Annotated in this window: 12 protein-coding genes; 4 read left to right on the plus strand and 8 right to left on the minus strand. The window is 52.9% G+C overall.

Going from position 1 to position 15,971, the window contains the following annotated elements; all coding sequences use genetic code 11:
- Nucleotides 1-50: 50 nt before the first annotated feature.
- Nucleotides 51-1,469: a glutamate synthase subunit GltD gene (gene gltD, locus HBM92_RS02615; protein WP_000081652.1), complete on the minus strand. Its 1,419-nt coding sequence runs from the start codon at nt 1,467-1,469 to the stop codon at nt 51-53.
- Between the two features lie 12 nt (nt 1,470-1,481).
- The gene (gltB, locus tag HBM92_RS02620; RefSeq protein ID WP_001468228.1) at nt 1,482-5,942 is read right to left on the minus strand and encodes a glutamate synthase large subunit; all 4,461 of its coding nucleotides are present in this window, start codon (nt 5,940-5,942) and stop codon (nt 1,482-1,484) included.
- A 674-nt stretch (nt 5,943-6,616) separates the two neighbouring features.
- Here gltB and HBM92_RS02625 point away from each other — a divergent pair.
- The 4 genes from HBM92_RS02625 to mtgA all read left to right on the plus strand — a co-directional run bounded on the left by HBM92_RS02625 (nt 6,617) and on the right by mtgA (nt 11,586).
- Entirely contained in the window at nt 6,617-7,546 is a 930-nt protein-coding gene (locus tag HBM92_RS02625; RefSeq protein WP_001298679.1) for a TIGR01212 family radical SAM protein, read from the plus strand.
- A 95-nt stretch (nt 7,547-7,641) separates the two neighbouring features.
- A complete protein-coding gene (gene arcB / locus HBM92_RS02630) occupies nt 7,642-9,978 on the plus strand; it encodes an aerobic respiration two-component sensor histidine kinase ArcB (protein WP_000809764.1) in 2,337 nt (778 codons plus the stop codon).
- Between the two features lie 229 nt (nt 9,979-10,207).
- Nucleotides 10,208-10,861, plus strand: a complete 654-nt coding sequence (gene elbB / locus HBM92_RS02635; RefSeq protein ID WP_000719791.1) for an isoprenoid biosynthesis glyoxalase ElbB — start codon at nt 10,208-10,210, stop codon at nt 10,859-10,861.
- Nucleotides 10,858-11,586 carry a monofunctional biosynthetic peptidoglycan transglycosylase gene (gene mtgA / locus HBM92_RS02640; protein WP_000047069.1) on the plus strand — a complete coding sequence of 243 codons (729 nt, stop codon included), beginning with the start codon at nt 10,858-10,860 and terminating at the stop codon, nt 11,584-11,586. Before elbB ends, mtgA begins: the two co-directional genes overlap by 4 nt.
- Here mtgA and yrbL read toward each other — a convergent pair.
- The 6 genes from yrbL to rpoN all read right to left on the minus strand — a co-directional run bounded on the left by yrbL (nt 11,583) and on the right by rpoN (nt 15,949).
- Nucleotides 11,583-12,215, minus strand: a complete 633-nt coding sequence (yrbL, locus tag HBM92_RS02645; RefSeq protein WP_000620393.1) for a PhoP regulatory network protein YrbL — start codon at nt 12,213-12,215, stop codon at nt 11,583-11,585. The two genes, mtgA and yrbL, sit on opposite strands and share 4 nt — an antisense overlap.
- Before the next feature lie 212 nt (nt 12,216-12,427).
- Nucleotides 12,428-12,700 (minus strand): PTS phosphocarrier protein NPr, encoded by a 273-nt coding sequence (npr, locus tag HBM92_RS02650; protein WP_000216791.1) that lies wholly within the window; start codon nt 12,698-12,700, stop codon nt 12,428-12,430.
- Entirely contained in the window at nt 12,697-13,551 is an 855-nt protein-coding gene (gene rapZ / locus HBM92_RS02655; RefSeq protein WP_000243741.1) for an RNase adapter RapZ, read from the minus strand. Before rapZ ends, npr begins: the two co-directional genes overlap by 4 nt.
- Before the next feature lie 45 nt (nt 13,552-13,596).
- Nucleotides 13,597-14,088: a PTS IIA-like nitrogen regulatory protein PtsN gene (gene ptsN, locus HBM92_RS02660; RefSeq protein ID WP_000183674.1), complete on the minus strand. Its 492-nt coding sequence runs from the start codon at nt 14,086-14,088 to the stop codon at nt 13,597-13,599.
- 117 nt (nt 14,089-14,205) lie between these two features.
- Entirely contained in the window at nt 14,206-14,493 is a 288-nt protein-coding gene (gene hpf, locus HBM92_RS02665) for a ribosome hibernation promoting factor (RefSeq protein ID WP_001176599.1), read from the minus strand.
- Between the two features lie 22 nt (nt 14,494-14,515).
- Nucleotides 14,516-15,949 (minus strand): RNA polymerase factor sigma-54, encoded by a 1,434-nt coding sequence (gene rpoN / locus HBM92_RS02670; protein WP_000809051.1) that lies wholly within the window; start codon nt 15,947-15,949, stop codon nt 14,516-14,518.
- Between the last annotated feature and the right edge of the window lie 22 nt (nt 15,950-15,971).

The following is a 15,971-nucleotide window of genomic DNA, read 5'->3' on the forward strand; positions in this document are numbered from 1 at the left end:
CGTTTTATAAATTCGCCAGACACTGTCTGGCGAATTTATTGTTACCTCGCTTAAACTTCCAGCCAGTTCATAATACCGTCTGCCGCCTTACGACCTTCGGCAATAGCGGTCACCACCAGATCGGAACCACGGACGATATCGCCGCCAGCAAAGATTTTCGGGTTGCTGGTCTGGAAAGCGTTGTCGTTGTCTTCCGGGGCGATAATGCGCCCCTGCGAATCCAGCTCGACGCTGTGTTTTGCCAGCCATTCCATGTTGTGTGGACGGAAACCAAACGCCATGATCACCGCATCTGCCGGAACGATATGTTCGGAACCTGCCACAATCTCCGCGCGGCGACGGCCTTTGGCATCCGGTTCGCCCATTTCTGTGCGCACCATTTTTACGCCGCTGACTTTGCCGTTGCCATTCACTTCTATACCCAGCGGCTGGACGTTGAATTTGAACTCTACGCCTTCTTCCCGCGCGTTTTTCACTTCGCGGCGGGAACCCGGCATGTTCTCTTCATCACGACGATAGGCACAGGTAACGTGCTTTGCCCCCTGGCGTACAGACGTGCGCACGCAGTCCATCGCAGTGTCGCCACCGCCAAGGACCACCACGCGTTTGCCTTCCATGCTGACGAACGGTTCGTCGCGGGTTTCACCAAAGCCCATTAACTGTTTGGTGTTGGCGATAAGGAACGGCAGTGCTGCGTACACGCCATCGGCGTCTTCGTTTTCCAGCCCGCCGTGCATTGACTGATAAGTCCCGACGCCAAGGAACACGGCATCGTAATCACTCAGCAGATCGTCCAGCTGCACGTCGCGGCCCACTTCGGTATTGAGTTTGAATTCAATACCCATGCCGGTGAAGATTTCACGGCGGCGCGTCATTACCTCTTTTTCCAGCTTGAAAGCCGGAATACCGAAGGTCAGCAAGCCGCCAATTTCCGGGTGACGGTCGAAGACGATCGCTTTTACGCCGTTGCGCGTCAGGACATCCGCGCACGCCAGACCCGCCGGACCTGCGCCGATAATCGCTACTTTTTTACCGGTCTGTTTCACGCCGGACATATCCGGACGCCAGCCCATCTCGAACGCTTTATCATTGATATAACGCTCAATGTTGCCGATGGTCACCGCACCGAACTCATCGTTCAGGGTGCAGGAACCTTCGCACAGACGGTCTTGCGGGCAGACACGTCCGCAAACTTCCGGCAGGGTGTTTGTCTGGTGCGACAGTTCCGCCGCTTCAAAAATACGCCCCTCATTGGCGAGCTTCAGCCAGTTTGGGATGTAGTTGTGTACCGGGCATTTCCACTCGCAGTATGGGTTGCCGCACGACAGGCAGCGGTCAGCCTGCGCTTTGGCCTGGCCTTCGGAAAACGGCTCGTAAATTTCAACAAACTCAATTTTGCGGATCTTCAGCGGTTTCTTTGGCGGATCAACGCGCTGCAGGTCGATAAATTGATAAACATTCTGACTCATTGTTGCTACCCCTTACTGCGCCTGCACGCGCAACTCTGCTGCGCTACGACTACGGTGACCCAGCAGTGCTTTTACATCACTGGACTTCGGTTTAACCAGCGCGAATTTCGTGGCGAAGGTTGACCAGTTCGCCAGAATCTCTTCACCGCGCTGGGAACCGGTATGCTGCACATGCTCGGTGATAAGACCACGCAGATGCTCTTCATGGATCGCCAAATCGTCAACGCTTAAGACCTCGACCAGTTCCGGGTTAACGCGTTTGCGGAAATCGCCGCTTTCATCGAGAACGTAAGCGAAGCCACCGGTCATGCCCGCGCCGAAGTTAACGCCGGTTTTACCCAGAATACAGACAATACCGCCCGTCATATATTCACAGCCGTTGTCGCCAATGCCTTCTACCACGGTGATAGCACCGGAGTTACGCACGCCGAAACGTTCACCCGCGCGGCCTGCGGCATACAGACGACCTCCGGTCGCGCCATACAGGCAGGTGTTGCCGATAATGCTTGCTTCATGGCTGCGGAAGGCTGAGCCAACCGGAGGACGAATGGCGATTAAGCCACCCGCCATGCCTTTACCGACATAGTCGTTGGCATCACCGGTCAGGTACAGTTCCACGCCGCCCGCGTTCCACACGCCGAAGCTCTGGCCTGCGGTGCCGTTGAAGTACGCTTTGATCGGATCGGCTGCCAGCCCCTGATCGCCGTGCGTCTGGGCGATATAGCCTGAAAGCGATGCGCCGACAGAACGGTCGGTGTTGCGGATATCGAACCAGAAGGTTTTGCTCTGGCGTTCATCAACAAACGGTTTTGCCTGTTGCAGCAACTGCGCGTTCAGTAGGCCGTTATCAAACGGCGGGTTGTTTTCGGTACAGTAGAGTGCCTTACCTGCATGTGGCTCGGCAGTTTCCAGCAGCTTCGACAGCGCCAGTTTCTGCTGTTTGGCGGTGAAACCGTCCAGCTCTTTCAGCAGGTCGGTGCGACCAATCAGATCCACCAGACGTGTTACGCCCAGCTGTGCCATCAGCTCGCGGGTTTCACGGGCGATAAATTCAAAGTAATTCGTCACCTTGAATGGCAGGCCGTGATAGTGATTCTTACGCAGTTTGTCATCCTGAGTTGCTACACCCGTGGCGCAGTTGTTCAGGTGGCAAATTCGCAGATATTTACAACCGAGCGCGACCATTGGGCCAGTGCCGAAGCCGAAGCTTTCTGCGCCGAGAATCGCCGCTTTGATGATATCAACGCCCGTTTTCAGGCCGCCATCAACCTGCAAACGAATTTTATGACGTAAACCGTTGGCAACCAGCGCCTGTTGGGTTTCCACCAGGCCGAGTTCCCACGGACAGCCTGCGTATTTCACCGATGAAAGCGGACTTGCGCCGGTGCCGCCGTCATAGCCTGCGATGGTGATCAAGTCCGCATAAGCTTTCGCCACGCCGGTCGCGATGGTGCCGACGCCCGGTTCGGACACCAGCTTCACGGAGATCATCGCTTTCGGGTTAACCTGCTTGAGGTCGAAAATGAGCTGCGCTAAGTCCTCGATAGAGTAGATATCGTGGTGCGGCGGCGGGGAGATCAGCGTCACTCCGGGCACCGAATAGCGCAGTTTGGCGATGTAAGGAGTGACTTTGTCGCCCGGCAACTGACCGCCTTCGCCCGGCTTCGCGCCCTGGGCGACTTTAATCTGAATCACGTCAGCATTGACCAGGTACGCCGGAGTAACGCCGAAGCGACCGGACGCCACCTGCTTGATGCGCGACACTTTGTTAGTGCCATAGCGCGCCGGGTCTTCACCGCCTTCGCCGGAGTTTGAGTTACCGCCGATGCTGTTCATCGCTTCCGCCAGCGCCTCGTGGGCTTCCGGGCTTAACGCGCCGATAGACATCGCGGCGGTATCGAAGCGTTTAAACAGTTCGCTTGCCGGTTCAACATCAGCAATGTTGACCGCGTTTTCACCCGGCGTAATTGCCAGCAGATCGCGTAGCGTGGTTGCCGGACGCTCATTAACCAGCTTCGCGTATTCCTGATAGTCGCTGTACTCGCCGCTTTGTACCGCCTGTTGCAGTGTGCGCACAACGTCCGGGTTGTAGGCGTGGTATTCGCCACCGTGCACGTATTTCAGCAAGCCGCCCTGGCTGATGGGCTTACGCGCCAGCCAGGCACGTTTCGACAGATTCAGCAGATCCTGCTGGAAGTCTTCAAAGCTCGCCCCGCCAATGCGGCTAACCGCGCCCTGGAAGCACAGGCCTACGACATCATCGTGCAGACCGACCGCTTCAAACAGTTTCGAGCAGCGGTAAGAGGCGATGGTGGAGATGCCCATTTTGGACATGATTTTGTACAAGCCTTTGTTGATGCCGTTACGGTAGTTGAGCATCACGGTACGATAATCTTTGGCAATCGCGTGGGTGTCTACCAGGCGGCCCAGCGTTTCATAGGCAAGGTACGGATAAATAGCCGTCGCACCGAAGCCCAGCAACACGGCGAAGTGGTGCGGATCACGGGCGCTGGCGGTTTCTACGATGATGTTGGCATCGCAACGCAGGCTTTGCTCGACAAGACGGGTCTGGATCGCGCCAACCGCCATCGGAGCCGGAACCGGCAGGCGATCTTTAGCGATATTCCGGTCGGAGAGCACCAGCAGCACGGTGCCGCTACGTACCATTTTTTCGGCTTTGTCACACAGTTCTTTCACCGTCGCTTCGAGCGTGGTTTTAGTGACGTCAAAGGTGATATCCAGCGTATCTGCGCGGTAGTGATCCTCTTTCATCGTCGTGAGCTGTTTGAAATCGGAGTAGAGCAGAATCGGCGATTTAAAGCTTAAACGGTGCGCCTGTCCCTCTGCTTCGCAGAAGACGTTCATTTCGCGGCCAATGCTGGTGGCGAGCGACATAACATGCGCTTCGCGCAGCGGGTCGATTGGCGGGTTGGTTACCTGAGCAAACTGCTGGCGGAAGTAGTCGTAAATAATGCGCGGCTGGCTGGAGAGCACGGCGAATGGGGTGTCGTCGCCCATCGAACCGACCGCTTCCTGACCGTTTTCACCCAGTACGCGGATCACCGAATCCAGCTCTTCCGCGCTGTAGTTAAATTGTTTCTGGTAGCTGGCAAGCGTGTCGTCGTCCAGTTCGCGGCTACCCACTTCTTCATCGGGCAGATCTTCAAACGGTACCAGACGGCGGACGTTTTTCTCCATCCACTCTTTATAGGGATGGCGGCTTTTCAGGTCATCATCGGTTTCTGCCGAGTGTAGAATGCGCCCACTGCGAGTGTCGATCACCATCAGTTCGCCTGGCCCTACGCGGCCTTTTTCGACCACTTCGTCAGGCTGATAATCCCAGATACCGACTTCAGAGGCGCAGGTGATCAGTTTATCTTTGGTGATGACGTAGCGTGCCGGACGCAGACCGTTACGGTCGAGGTTACAGGCGGCGAAACGGCCATCGGACATCACGATCCCTGCCGGGCCATCCCACGGCTCCATATGCATGGAGTTAAAGTCAAAGAAGGCACGCAGTTCCGGGTCCATATCCGGGTTGTTCTGCCAGGCTGGTGGCACTAACAGACGCATGGCACGGATGATATCCATCCCGCCTGCCAGCAGGAGTTCCAGCATGTTATCCATCGAACTGGAGTCAGAGCCGGTTTCGTTGACGAACGGCGCGGCGTCGTGCAGGTCAGGGATCAGCGGCGTCTGGAATTTATAGGTACGCGCACGCGCCCATTGGCGGTTACCGGTGATGGTGTTGATTTCACCGTTATGCGCGAGGTAGCGGAATGGCTGCGCCAGCGGCCAGCGCGGTACGGTGTTAGTGGAAAAGCGCTGGTGAAACAGGCAGATGGCCGATTCCAGACGCAGGTCAGCGAGGTCCAGGTAGAAGCGCGGCAGATCCGCCGGCATACACAGACCTTTATAAATATTGACCAGATTCGACAGGCTACAGACGTAGAAGTCTTTGTCGGCTTCGAGACGCTTTTCAATGCGGCGGCGGGCGATAAACAGACGGCGCTCCATATCGCGCGGACGCCAGCCTGCCGGGGCGTTCACAAAAATTTGCTCAATGCGTGGCAGAGAGGAGAGGGCGATTTCACCCAGCACGCCTTCGTTAGTGGGGACATCACGCCAGCCCACAATCGACAACGTTTCGCGTTGCAGCTCTTCTTCAACGATGCGGCGTGCGGCAGCGGCGAGTTCAGGATCTTTATTCAGGAAGAGCATCCCGACGGCGTAGTTTTTTGCTAAACGCCAGCCGCGCTCCTGCGCAACGATGCGAAAAAAACGATCCGGTTTTTGTAACAGCAAGCCGCAACCGTCACCGGTTTTACCATCGGCGAGAATCGCGCCACGGTGCTGCATGCGGGCCAGTGCGTGTATTGCAGTACGCACTACCTTGTGGCTAGGTTCGCCTTCTATGTGGGCGATCAGGCCGAAACCACAGTTATCCCTCTCAAGGGATTTATCGTACAACATATCGTGAACCTCCCCCAGGCTCTGCGGGAACCCCACTTCCGAACCGCTGCGCACGGGCACAGTAAGAGCGTGGCGACGGGGTTTGCGTGTCATACGCGCACCTCGCATTCGCCCCCTTGTTGTCCTTTTCGCATCGGTTAATACGGTGAAGAGGGGATCTCAATTACTGCATAAATATGATGAGCAGGCTGCTCATCCAGAAAGCTTCCAGCGGATTTCCAACTTATCGGGAAAGCTGATACAGGTCAAATGGCAAGCTTATTGGTACAGAAATGTGCTTTAGCGCAAAATTCTTTATTAATTATCTGAAATTAAATTGGATTTTCTATTTAAGGCTAAAAGGGGCGTCGTTAGAGAAACAGCCAATACCTGACTGTCATAAAGGCGTGTTAACCCTTATCCTGCCTTGAACTGACGAGAAAACCAGCATTTTATACTGCCTTAATTGGTAATAACGTTTCATGCTACTGTTTTTGCCTAAAATCCATAAGGAGATAAAAAAATCTGACACAAGATAAGCAAAAGTGATTTATGTGATTGTGCATGAAATTTCGGTAATTTTGATTGATTATGCAGTTTGTAAAAGCAGGCCGGGACGATTGATCCAGGTCATCGCCGAATTGGGCTAAAAATGGCAGGCTTTGGCCTCTTTTCAAGGCGCGGTCTATCAGATTATGCAGTTACAGAAATTAGTCAATATGTTTGGTGGTGATCTCACCCGTCGTTATGGGCAAAAGGTGCATAAGCTGACGCTGCACGGCGGTTTTAGCTGCCCTAACCGTGACGGTACCATCGGGCGTGGCGGCTGCACATTCTGTAATGTTGCCTCGTTTGCCGATGAAGCGCAGCAGCATCGTTCCATTGCCGAGCAACTGGCGCACCAGGCGAATTTAGTTAACCGCGCTAAACGCTATCTGGCCTACTTTCAGGCGTATACCAGCACCTTTGCGGAAGTTCAGGTGCTGCGTTCGATGTATCAGCAGGCGGTGAGCCAGGCCAATATTGTCGGTTTGTGTGTTGGTACCCGCCCGGACTGCGTGCCGGATGCGGTGCTGGATTTGCTTTGCGAATATAAGGACCAGGGCTACGAAGTGTGGTTGGAGCTGGGGCTACAAACCGCCCACGACAAAACACTGCATCGCATCAATCGCGGTCATGATTTTGCCTGCTATCAGCGCACGACGCAGCTGGCGCGTGAGCGCGGGCTGAAGGTGTGTTCTCACTTAATTGTTGGCCTGCCTGGCGAAGGGCAGGCTGAATGTTTGCAAACGCTGGAGCGAGTGGTTGAAACCGGCGTGGACGGCATAAAGCTGCATCCGCTGCATATAGTGAAAGGCAGCATTATGGCGAAAGCCTGGGAAGCGGGGCGTTTGAACGGAATTGAACTGGAGGATTACACGCTCACTGCCGGAGAAATGATTCGCCATACGCCACCGGAAGTGATCTACCATCGCATTTCCGCCAGCGCCCGTCGCCCGACGCTGCTTGCTCCGCTGTGGTGCGAAAATCGATGGACGGGAATGGTCGGGCTGGATCGTTATCTGAATGAACATGGCGTACAGGGATCGGCGCTGGGACGTCCGTGGCTACCTCCAACGGCGTAGGCCATTGAGGGGAATTCCGCATTTCTCACACAATTTATAACGTAACTGTCAGAATTGGGTATTATTGGGGCAGGTTGTCGTGAAGGAATTCCCTAATGAAGCAAATTCGTCTGCTGGCGCAGTATTATGTTGACCTGATGATGAAGTTAGGTCTGGTGCGCTTCTCAATGTTGCTGGCGCTGGCCCTCGTCGTTCTTGCCATTGTGGTACAAATGGCGGTAACCATGGTGCTGCATGGCCAGGTCGAAAGCATTGATGTTATTCGTTCTATCTTCTTTGGTTTGCTGATTACGCCGTGGGCGGTCTACTTTCTATCGGTGGTCGTCGAGCAACTGGAGGAGTCACGACAACGTCTGTCACGACTGGTGCAAAAACTGGAGGAGATGCGCGAGCGCGATTTGAGCCTCAACGTTCAGTTAAAAGATAATATTGCCCAGCTAAATCAGGAAATCGCCGTTCGTGAAAAAGCGGAAGCAGAACTGCAGGAAACCTTCGGCCAACTGAAAATTGAAATCAAAGAGCGCGAAGAGACACAAATTCAGCTCGAGCAGCAATCCTCATTCTTACGTTCCTTCCTTGACGCTTCACCCGACCTGGTTTTTTATCGTAACGAAGATAAAGAGTTTTCCGGCTGTAACCGCGCGATGGAGCTGCTGACCGGAAAAAGCGAAAAACAACTGGTTCACCTGAAACCTGCTGATGTTTACTCACCGGAAGCCGCTGCGAAAGTCATTGAAACCGATGAAAAAGTGTTCCGTCATAATGTGTCACTGACCTATGAGCAGTGGCTGGATTATCCCGACGGACGCAAAGCCTGCTTTGAAATCCGTAAAGTACCGTACTACGACCGCGTGGGTAAACGTCACGGTTTGATGGGCTTTGGTCGCGACATTACCGAGCGTAAGCGGTATCAGGATGCGCTTGAACGCGCCAGCCGCGACAAAACGACGTTTATCTCCACCATCAGTCACGAATTGCGTACACCGCTGAACGGTATCGTCGGCCTGAGCCGCATTCTGCTGGATACTGAACTCACCGCCGAGCAGGAAAAATATCTCAAAACCATCCATGTTTCGGCTGTCACGCTGGGGAATATCTTCAACGATATTATCGACATGGATAAGATGGAACGGCGCAAGGTCCAGCTTGATAATCAACCGGTTGATTTCACCAGCTTCCTTGCCGATCTGGAAAATCTCTCCGCATTGCAGGCGCAACAAAAAGGATTGCGCTTTAATCTGGAGCCGACGCTGCCATTACCGCATCAGGTCATTACCGACGGGACGCGTTTACGGCAGATCTTGTGGAACCTCATCAGTAACGCCGTCAAATTCACTCAGCAAGGCCAGGTTACCGTGCGCGTGCGCTACGATGAAGGCGATATGCTGCATTTTGAAGTGGAAGACTCTGGTATCGGCATTCCGCAGGATGAGCTGGATAAAATCTTTGCCATGTATTACCAGGTGAAAGACAGTCATGGCGGTAAACCTGCCACCGGCACCGGTATTGGTCTGGCCGTTTCTCGTCGTCTGGCGAAAAATATGGGCGGCGATATTACGGTTACCAGCGAACAGGGCAAAGGTTCAACCTTTACGTTGACGATCCACGCACCGTCGGTAGCAGAAGAGGTTGATGATGCGTTTGATGAAGACGATATGCCTTTACCGGCGCTGAATGTGCTGCTGGTGGAAGACATTGAACTGAACGTGATTGTCGCGCGCTCTGTGCTGGAAAAGTTAGGTAACAGCGTTGATGTCGCCATGACCGGCAAGGCGGCGCTGGAGATGTTTAAACCGGGCGAATACGACCTGGTGTTGCTGGATATTCAGTTGCCAGATATGACCGGGTTGGATATCTCTCGTGCACTGACGAAGCGTTATCCGCGCGAGGATTTACCGCCGCTGGTGGCCTTAACCGCTAACGTGCTGAAAGACAAACAAGAGTACCTCAATGCTGGAATGGATGATGTGCTGAGTAAGCCGCTTTCTGTTCCGGCGCTAACCGCGATGATCAAGAAATTCTGGGATACCCAGGATGATGAGGAGAGTACGGTGACGACAGAAGAGAACAGTAAATCAGAAGCATTGCTCGATATTCCCATGCTGGAACAGTATCTCGAACTTGTAGGACCGAAGCTGATCACCGACGGGTTAGCGGTGTTTGAGAGAATGATGCCGGGCTATGTCAGCGTGCTGGAGTCGAATCTGACGGCGCAGGATAAAAAAGGCATTGTTGAGGAAGGGCATAAAATTAAAGGTGCGGCGGGGTCAGTGGGGTTACGCCATCTGCAACAGCTGGGTCAGCAAATTCAGTCTCCTGACCTTCCCGCCTGGGAAGATAACGTCGGTGAATGGATTGAAGAGATGAAAGAAGAGTGGCGTCACGACGTAGAAGTACTGAAAGCGTGGGTGGCAAAAGCCACTAAAAAATGACCCCGGCTAGACCGGGGTGCGCGAATACTGCGCCAACACCAGGGAAATCTTGGCTGCGCCGTAAATTATTATGATGAGTTACAAGGGCACAGCACTGTTTTTCAGGCCGCACGCAGTTAAGATAGCAAAACTTAAATGATTTGTTACATGAATCAGTTAAATGTGTGATGCGTAGCATTTTTATTAAAAAAATTAATGTGTTTCAGTCAATTGCGAAAGGAAGATCACAATGAAGAAAATTGGCGTAATTCTGAGCGGATGCGGCGTCTATGACGGTTCTGAAATTCATGAAGCGGTGTTGACGTTGTTAGCTATTTCACGCAGCGGTGCGCAGGCGGTCTGCTTTGCACCGGATAAGCAGCAGGTTGATGTTATCAACCATTTAACTGGTGAAGCGATGACGGAAACGCGCAATGTGCTGATTGAAGCGGCACGAATAACGCGCGGTGAAATCCGTCCTCTGGCCCAGGCCGATGCCGCTGAACTGGATGCGTTGATTGTGCCGGGGGGTTTTGGCGCGGCGAAGAATTTAAGCAATTTTGCCAGTCTTGGTAGCGAATGCACCGTTGACCGTGAATTAAAGGCGCTGGCACAAGCGATGCATCAGGCCGGAAAACCGCTTGGTTTTATGTGTATAGCACCGGCGATACTGCCGAAAATTTTCGATTTCCCGCTGCGTTTGACCATCGGTACTGATATCGATACCGCAGAAGTGCTGGAAGAGATGGGCGCGGAGCATGTGCCGTGTCCTGTCGATGATATCGTGGTTGATGAAGACAATAAGATTGTCACCACCCCGGCATATATGCTGGCGCAGAACATTGCAGAAGCGGCGAGCGGCATTGATAAGCTGGTTTCCCGCGTGCTGGTTCTGGCTGAATGAGTAAAAGCCGCTTAACGGTGTTTAGTTTCGTTCGCCGTTTTCTTCTGCGGTTAATGGTTGTCCTCGCCATTTTCTGGGGCGGGGGCATCGCGTTGTTTAGCGTTGCGCCTGTTCCTTTCTCAGCAGTAATGGTCGAGCGGCAAGTCAGCGCCTGGCTGCATGGCAATTTTCGTTACGTGGCACATTCTGACTGGGTCAGTATGGATCAAATCTCGCCGTGGATGGGACTGGCGGTGATTGCCGCAGAAGATCAGAAATTTCCTGAGCACTGGGGCTTTGATGTCGCTTCCATTGAGCAAGCCCTGGCGCACAACGAGCGCAATGAAAACCGTATTCGCGGTGCTTCAACGATTTCTCAGCAGACAGCCAAAAATCTCTTTTTATGGGATGGGCGTAGCTGGGTTCGAAAAGGGTTGGAAGCCGGATTAACGCTGGGGATAGAAACAGTCTGGAGCAAAAAGCGTATCCTGACGGTTTACCTGAATATCGCCGAATTTGGCGACGGTGTGTTTGGCGTCGAAGCTGCGGCACAACGTTATTTCCACAAACCCGCGAGCAAACTTACCCGGTCGGAAGCTGCATTGCTGGCAGCTGTATTACCTAATCCACTTCGTTTCAAAGTCTCCGCGCCATCGGGCTACGTGCGTAGCCGTCAGGCGTGGATTTTACGGCAGATGTATCAGTTAGGCGGTGAGCCGTTTATGCAACAACACCAGCTTGATTAAGCTTCGCGCGAAGTGAGGGCCAGCGTTTTGCTCTCACGAGGTTGCAGATCTTTCTGCAGGGCAATAGCCAGCGCCGGTTGGGCGATAAATCGTTTCCATAACCGCTCTTGCTTACGCAGACAACACCACTTCGACCAGGTCGCCAGTGGAATCAATGTGCTTTCACCAATGTTGTCGCAGACGACGGGGGTAACCTCTGACTCACTGATGCGGTGACAGAGGATATTCTGCGGCTTCAGCGACATCGTCACGATACGGTTATCCTGCAAATAACGCTTCAGCTGTTTCAGTAACTGGCGCAGTTGTGCAATGTCTTCTTCGTAACGGCATTGTTCTGCAAATTCGGTCAGCGTAATGGAAGGCTTGCCGTCGAAATCGGCAATCACATCGTAGACATAACCGGTTCCGCAATCCGTCTCAATGGTACCGTGATAGCGCGGTATTCCACTCCAGTCTTTTAACCGGCGACCAAGATGCGCGTAGTACTTTAACTCACGGCGGATCTCTTTATCGCCACCATCGCCACGATGGTAGACAATCTTGATACAGCGTTGGGCATCTTCCGGATGCGCATAACATTTCCGATGTCTTCCGGTGCCCAGGGGACTTTGTTCAGATAAGCGAATCATGCCATCTCCTGGAAATATTTTCTGACGATCTCCAGTATGGTCGATTAACTTAAACGAAATCTAAACAATGCTTCTTAAGGTTTTCTTAAGGTTCTTCTGAAAGTAAAAAGCGCACGAAATGTACAATTGATGTTGATTGATAACGATTTCAGTACGCGCTTTTCTTATTGCCGGGGGAGCTTGAAGGGATTTGAATGTCAAAGTGATGAAGATTAATCTTCATCAAAACCAGAGTTAAAGAGGGCGATAACGGCGGCCAGTGCTTCCTCTTCCTGTGGACCGGTCGCTTCAACTTCAATCTGCCGTCCTTTGGCAGAATCCAACATCAGCAGCGCAATAACGCTGTTGGCTTCAGCCTCGGTGCCTTCGTCATTACGTAACAGCACTTCAGCGTCAAAACCCTGCATTAATTCAAACAGCTTCATTGCAGGCCGGGCATGCATGCCCAGCTTGTTTGTGATTTCAACAGTTTGCTTGACGGTCATGGTTTACGTTTTTCCAGCGTCCGATGGCGTGACTGGACGTTTTTACCGCGCGAGCGGAAGTAGTCTGCCAGTTGCTCTGCAATATACACCGAACGGTGCTTCCCGCCGGTACAACCAATGGCGACCGTCAGGTAGCTACGGTTGTTGGTTTCCAGCATAGGTAACCATAGCTCAAGATAGCTTCGCGTCTGGTAGATAAAATTGTGTACTTCTGTGTGGCGGTCGAGGAACGCGGCGACAGGTTTATCAAGACCTGTCATTGGACGCAGTTTCGGATCCCAGTGCGGGTTCGGCAAGAAGCGCACGTCAAAGACGTAATCTGCATCGATAGGGATACCGTGTTTGAAGCCGAAAGACTCAAAGACCATGGTCAGTTCACGTTCACGTTTACCCAGCAGACGGGTACGCAGCATTTCTGCCAGCTCGTGAACGGACATTTCTGAGGTGTCGACAATCAGATCCGCTCGCGAACGCAGAGGCTCCAGCAAATCGCTTTCTTTGTCGATAGCACTTTCCAGCGACAGGTTTTTGCTGGAAAGCGGATGCAGTCGGCGCGTGTCACTGTAACGACGAATTAAGGTATTACGGTCGGCATCCAGGAACAGTAGTTGCGGTGAGAAAGCGTCAGGCAGGTTACTCATCGCCTGTTCGAATATTTCTGGTGACTCCGGCATATTACGAACATCAATGCTGACGGCGGCAGAAATCTCTCGATCGGCCAGAGTTCGAGCCAGATCGGGTAACAACACTACGGGAAGGTTATCCACGCAGTAAAAACCCATATCTTCCAGCGCACGCAGGGCGACAGATTTACCTGAACCTGAACGTCCGCTGACGATCATCAGTACCATGTACTGTTTCTCCTCACAACGTCTAAAAGAGACATTACCGAATAACTACGCTTCATCCGGAGTACCTTCGGTATCCGTAATGATTTGATACAGCTCTTCATCGCTCTGGGCTGCGCGTAAACGGCGGCAGATGGTTTTGTCCGCCAGACGTTTCGCTACCAGCGACAGAGTATGCAGGTGCGTTTTAGTTTGGTCTGCCGGCACCAGCAGGGCAAAAAGTAAGTCCACCGGTTGGTTGTCGATGGCATCGAAAGCTATAGGCGTTTCGAGCTGAACGAAAACGCCAACGGCGCGCAGAGTATCTTCTTCCAGTTTGCCATGCGGAATGGCAATACCATTGCCGATACCGGTACTGCCCATTTTTTCCCGCGTCAGGATAGCTTCAAAAACCACCTGGGGCGCCAGGCTAAGTTGTTTCGCTGCCAGCTCGCTGATGATTTCCAGGGCGCGTTTTTTGCTCTGACAGTGGACGCGGCTTCGCGTACATTCCCTGTTAAGAACACTGCTAAGCTGTAGAGTTGTATCATTATTTGTCATAATTTCACCTAAGAACCTGCCCACTCAAACAGTGGAACAGGCTCGGGGCATTAACCGTACAAATGGCCCGTTGTGCCGCACAACAGGCCGCCATGCACATGCTAATTGCCCGGACAATTAGTGTTGTTTCAGTTTATCTTTATGTTTGGTCAACTGGCGTGCCAGCTTATCAATTAAGCCATCAATGGCAGCGTACATGTCCTGACCTTCCGCGCTGGCATGAATTTCACCACCGTTTACATGCAGTGTTGCATCTGAGGTGTGGGTGACTTTCTCCACTTTCAGAACAACATAGACCTGGTTGATTCGGTCAAAATATTGCTCAAGTTTGGCAAATTTGGCTGTAACAAATTCGCGCAGTGCCTCGGTGATCTCGACGTTATTTCCGGTAATGTTGAGCTGCATAGTGTCTTCCTTATCGGTTGGGTCAAACGAGCTGTTTACGCTGGTTTGACGGCGGAATGGATAAAGACTCTCGGTACTTCGCAACAGTGCGGCGAGCCACCATGATACCTTGTTCCGACAGCAAAGAGGTTAACTTGCTGTCGCTCAACGGTTTCGCTGGGTTTTCCGCCGCGATTAATTTCTTCACCAGCGCACGAATCGCCGTGGAGGAAGCTTCGCCGCCGCCCTCGGTATTGACGTGACTGGAAAAGAAATACTTCAGTTCAAAAATGCCTCGTGGACTATGCAGGTATTTTTGCGTGGTCACGCGAGATATCGTCGATTCATGCATCTCGACGGCCTGGGCGATATCGGCCAGTACCATCGGTTTCATATATTCTTCGCCTTGCTCAAAGAAGGCTTGCTGCTGTTCAACGATACAGCGACTCACGCGCAGTAGCGTATCGTTACGGCTTTCCAGACTCTTGATCAACCATTTGGCATCCTGCAGATTGCTGCGGATAAACTGGCTATCACCATCGTTGCGCGCGTTATTGCACATCGAGGCGTAGTGCTGGTTGATTTGCAGACGCGGAATGCTGTCACTGTTGAGTTCTACCGTCCAGTGACCGTTATGCTTACGCACCAGCACATCTGGAATGACATACTCAGGTTCGCCAGTCTGGATCGACTGCCCGGGGCGCGGATCGAGCGACTGGATCAGATTGACGGCTTCTTTCAGCACATCTTCTTTCAGACGCGTGACGCGCATTAAAGTGCGGAAGTCGTGATTGGCTAATAGATCGAGATGATCGCTAATGATCAGTCTGGCCTCTTCCAGCCATGGCGTGGTCTTATCGAATTGGGAGAGTTGGATCAGCAGGCAGTCACGCAGATCTTTTGCCGCCACACCGACCGGATCAAACCGTTGGATCCGCTTAAGGACGGCTTCAACTTCGTCGATGTCAATCTCTTCATCGCCCATACTTTCGAGAATATCTTCCAGCGGGACAGTCAGATAACCGGTGTCATCAACGGCATCGACGATAGAGGTAGCAATAGCGCGGTCAGTGTCGGAAAACGGTGTCAACTCGACCTGCCACATCAGGTAATCCTGTAAGGTCTGTGTCGTTTCGCCCTGATAGACCGGCAGCTCGTCGTCAATGTAGTCACCGCTGGTGCCGGATGGTGTACCAGCGGTGTAAATGGTGTCCCAACTGGCATCGAGCGGCAGCTCTTCCGGCATCTCTTTTTGTTCGAGCGCGTCGGCGGTGTCCAGTGTTTCACTGTCTTGCGTTTCGCGGGTGTCGATTTCTTCATGAGTGTCGATTTGCTCAAGCAGCGGATTGCTCTCCAGCGCCTGCTGTAGCTCCTGCTGAAGTTCCAGCGTCGACAACTGCAACAGACGAATTGCCTGTTGGAGCTGTGGCGTCATCGCCAGTTGTTGGCTAAGCCTGAGTTGCAAACCTTGCTTCATGTTCAGAATCGTACTCTCCTGC

Origin of the sequence: Escherichia sp. E.sYA108 (assembly GCF_011754335.1) — a bacterium.
Lineage (GTDB): Bacteria > Pseudomonadota > Gammaproteobacteria > Enterobacterales > Enterobacteriaceae > Escherichia > Escherichia coli.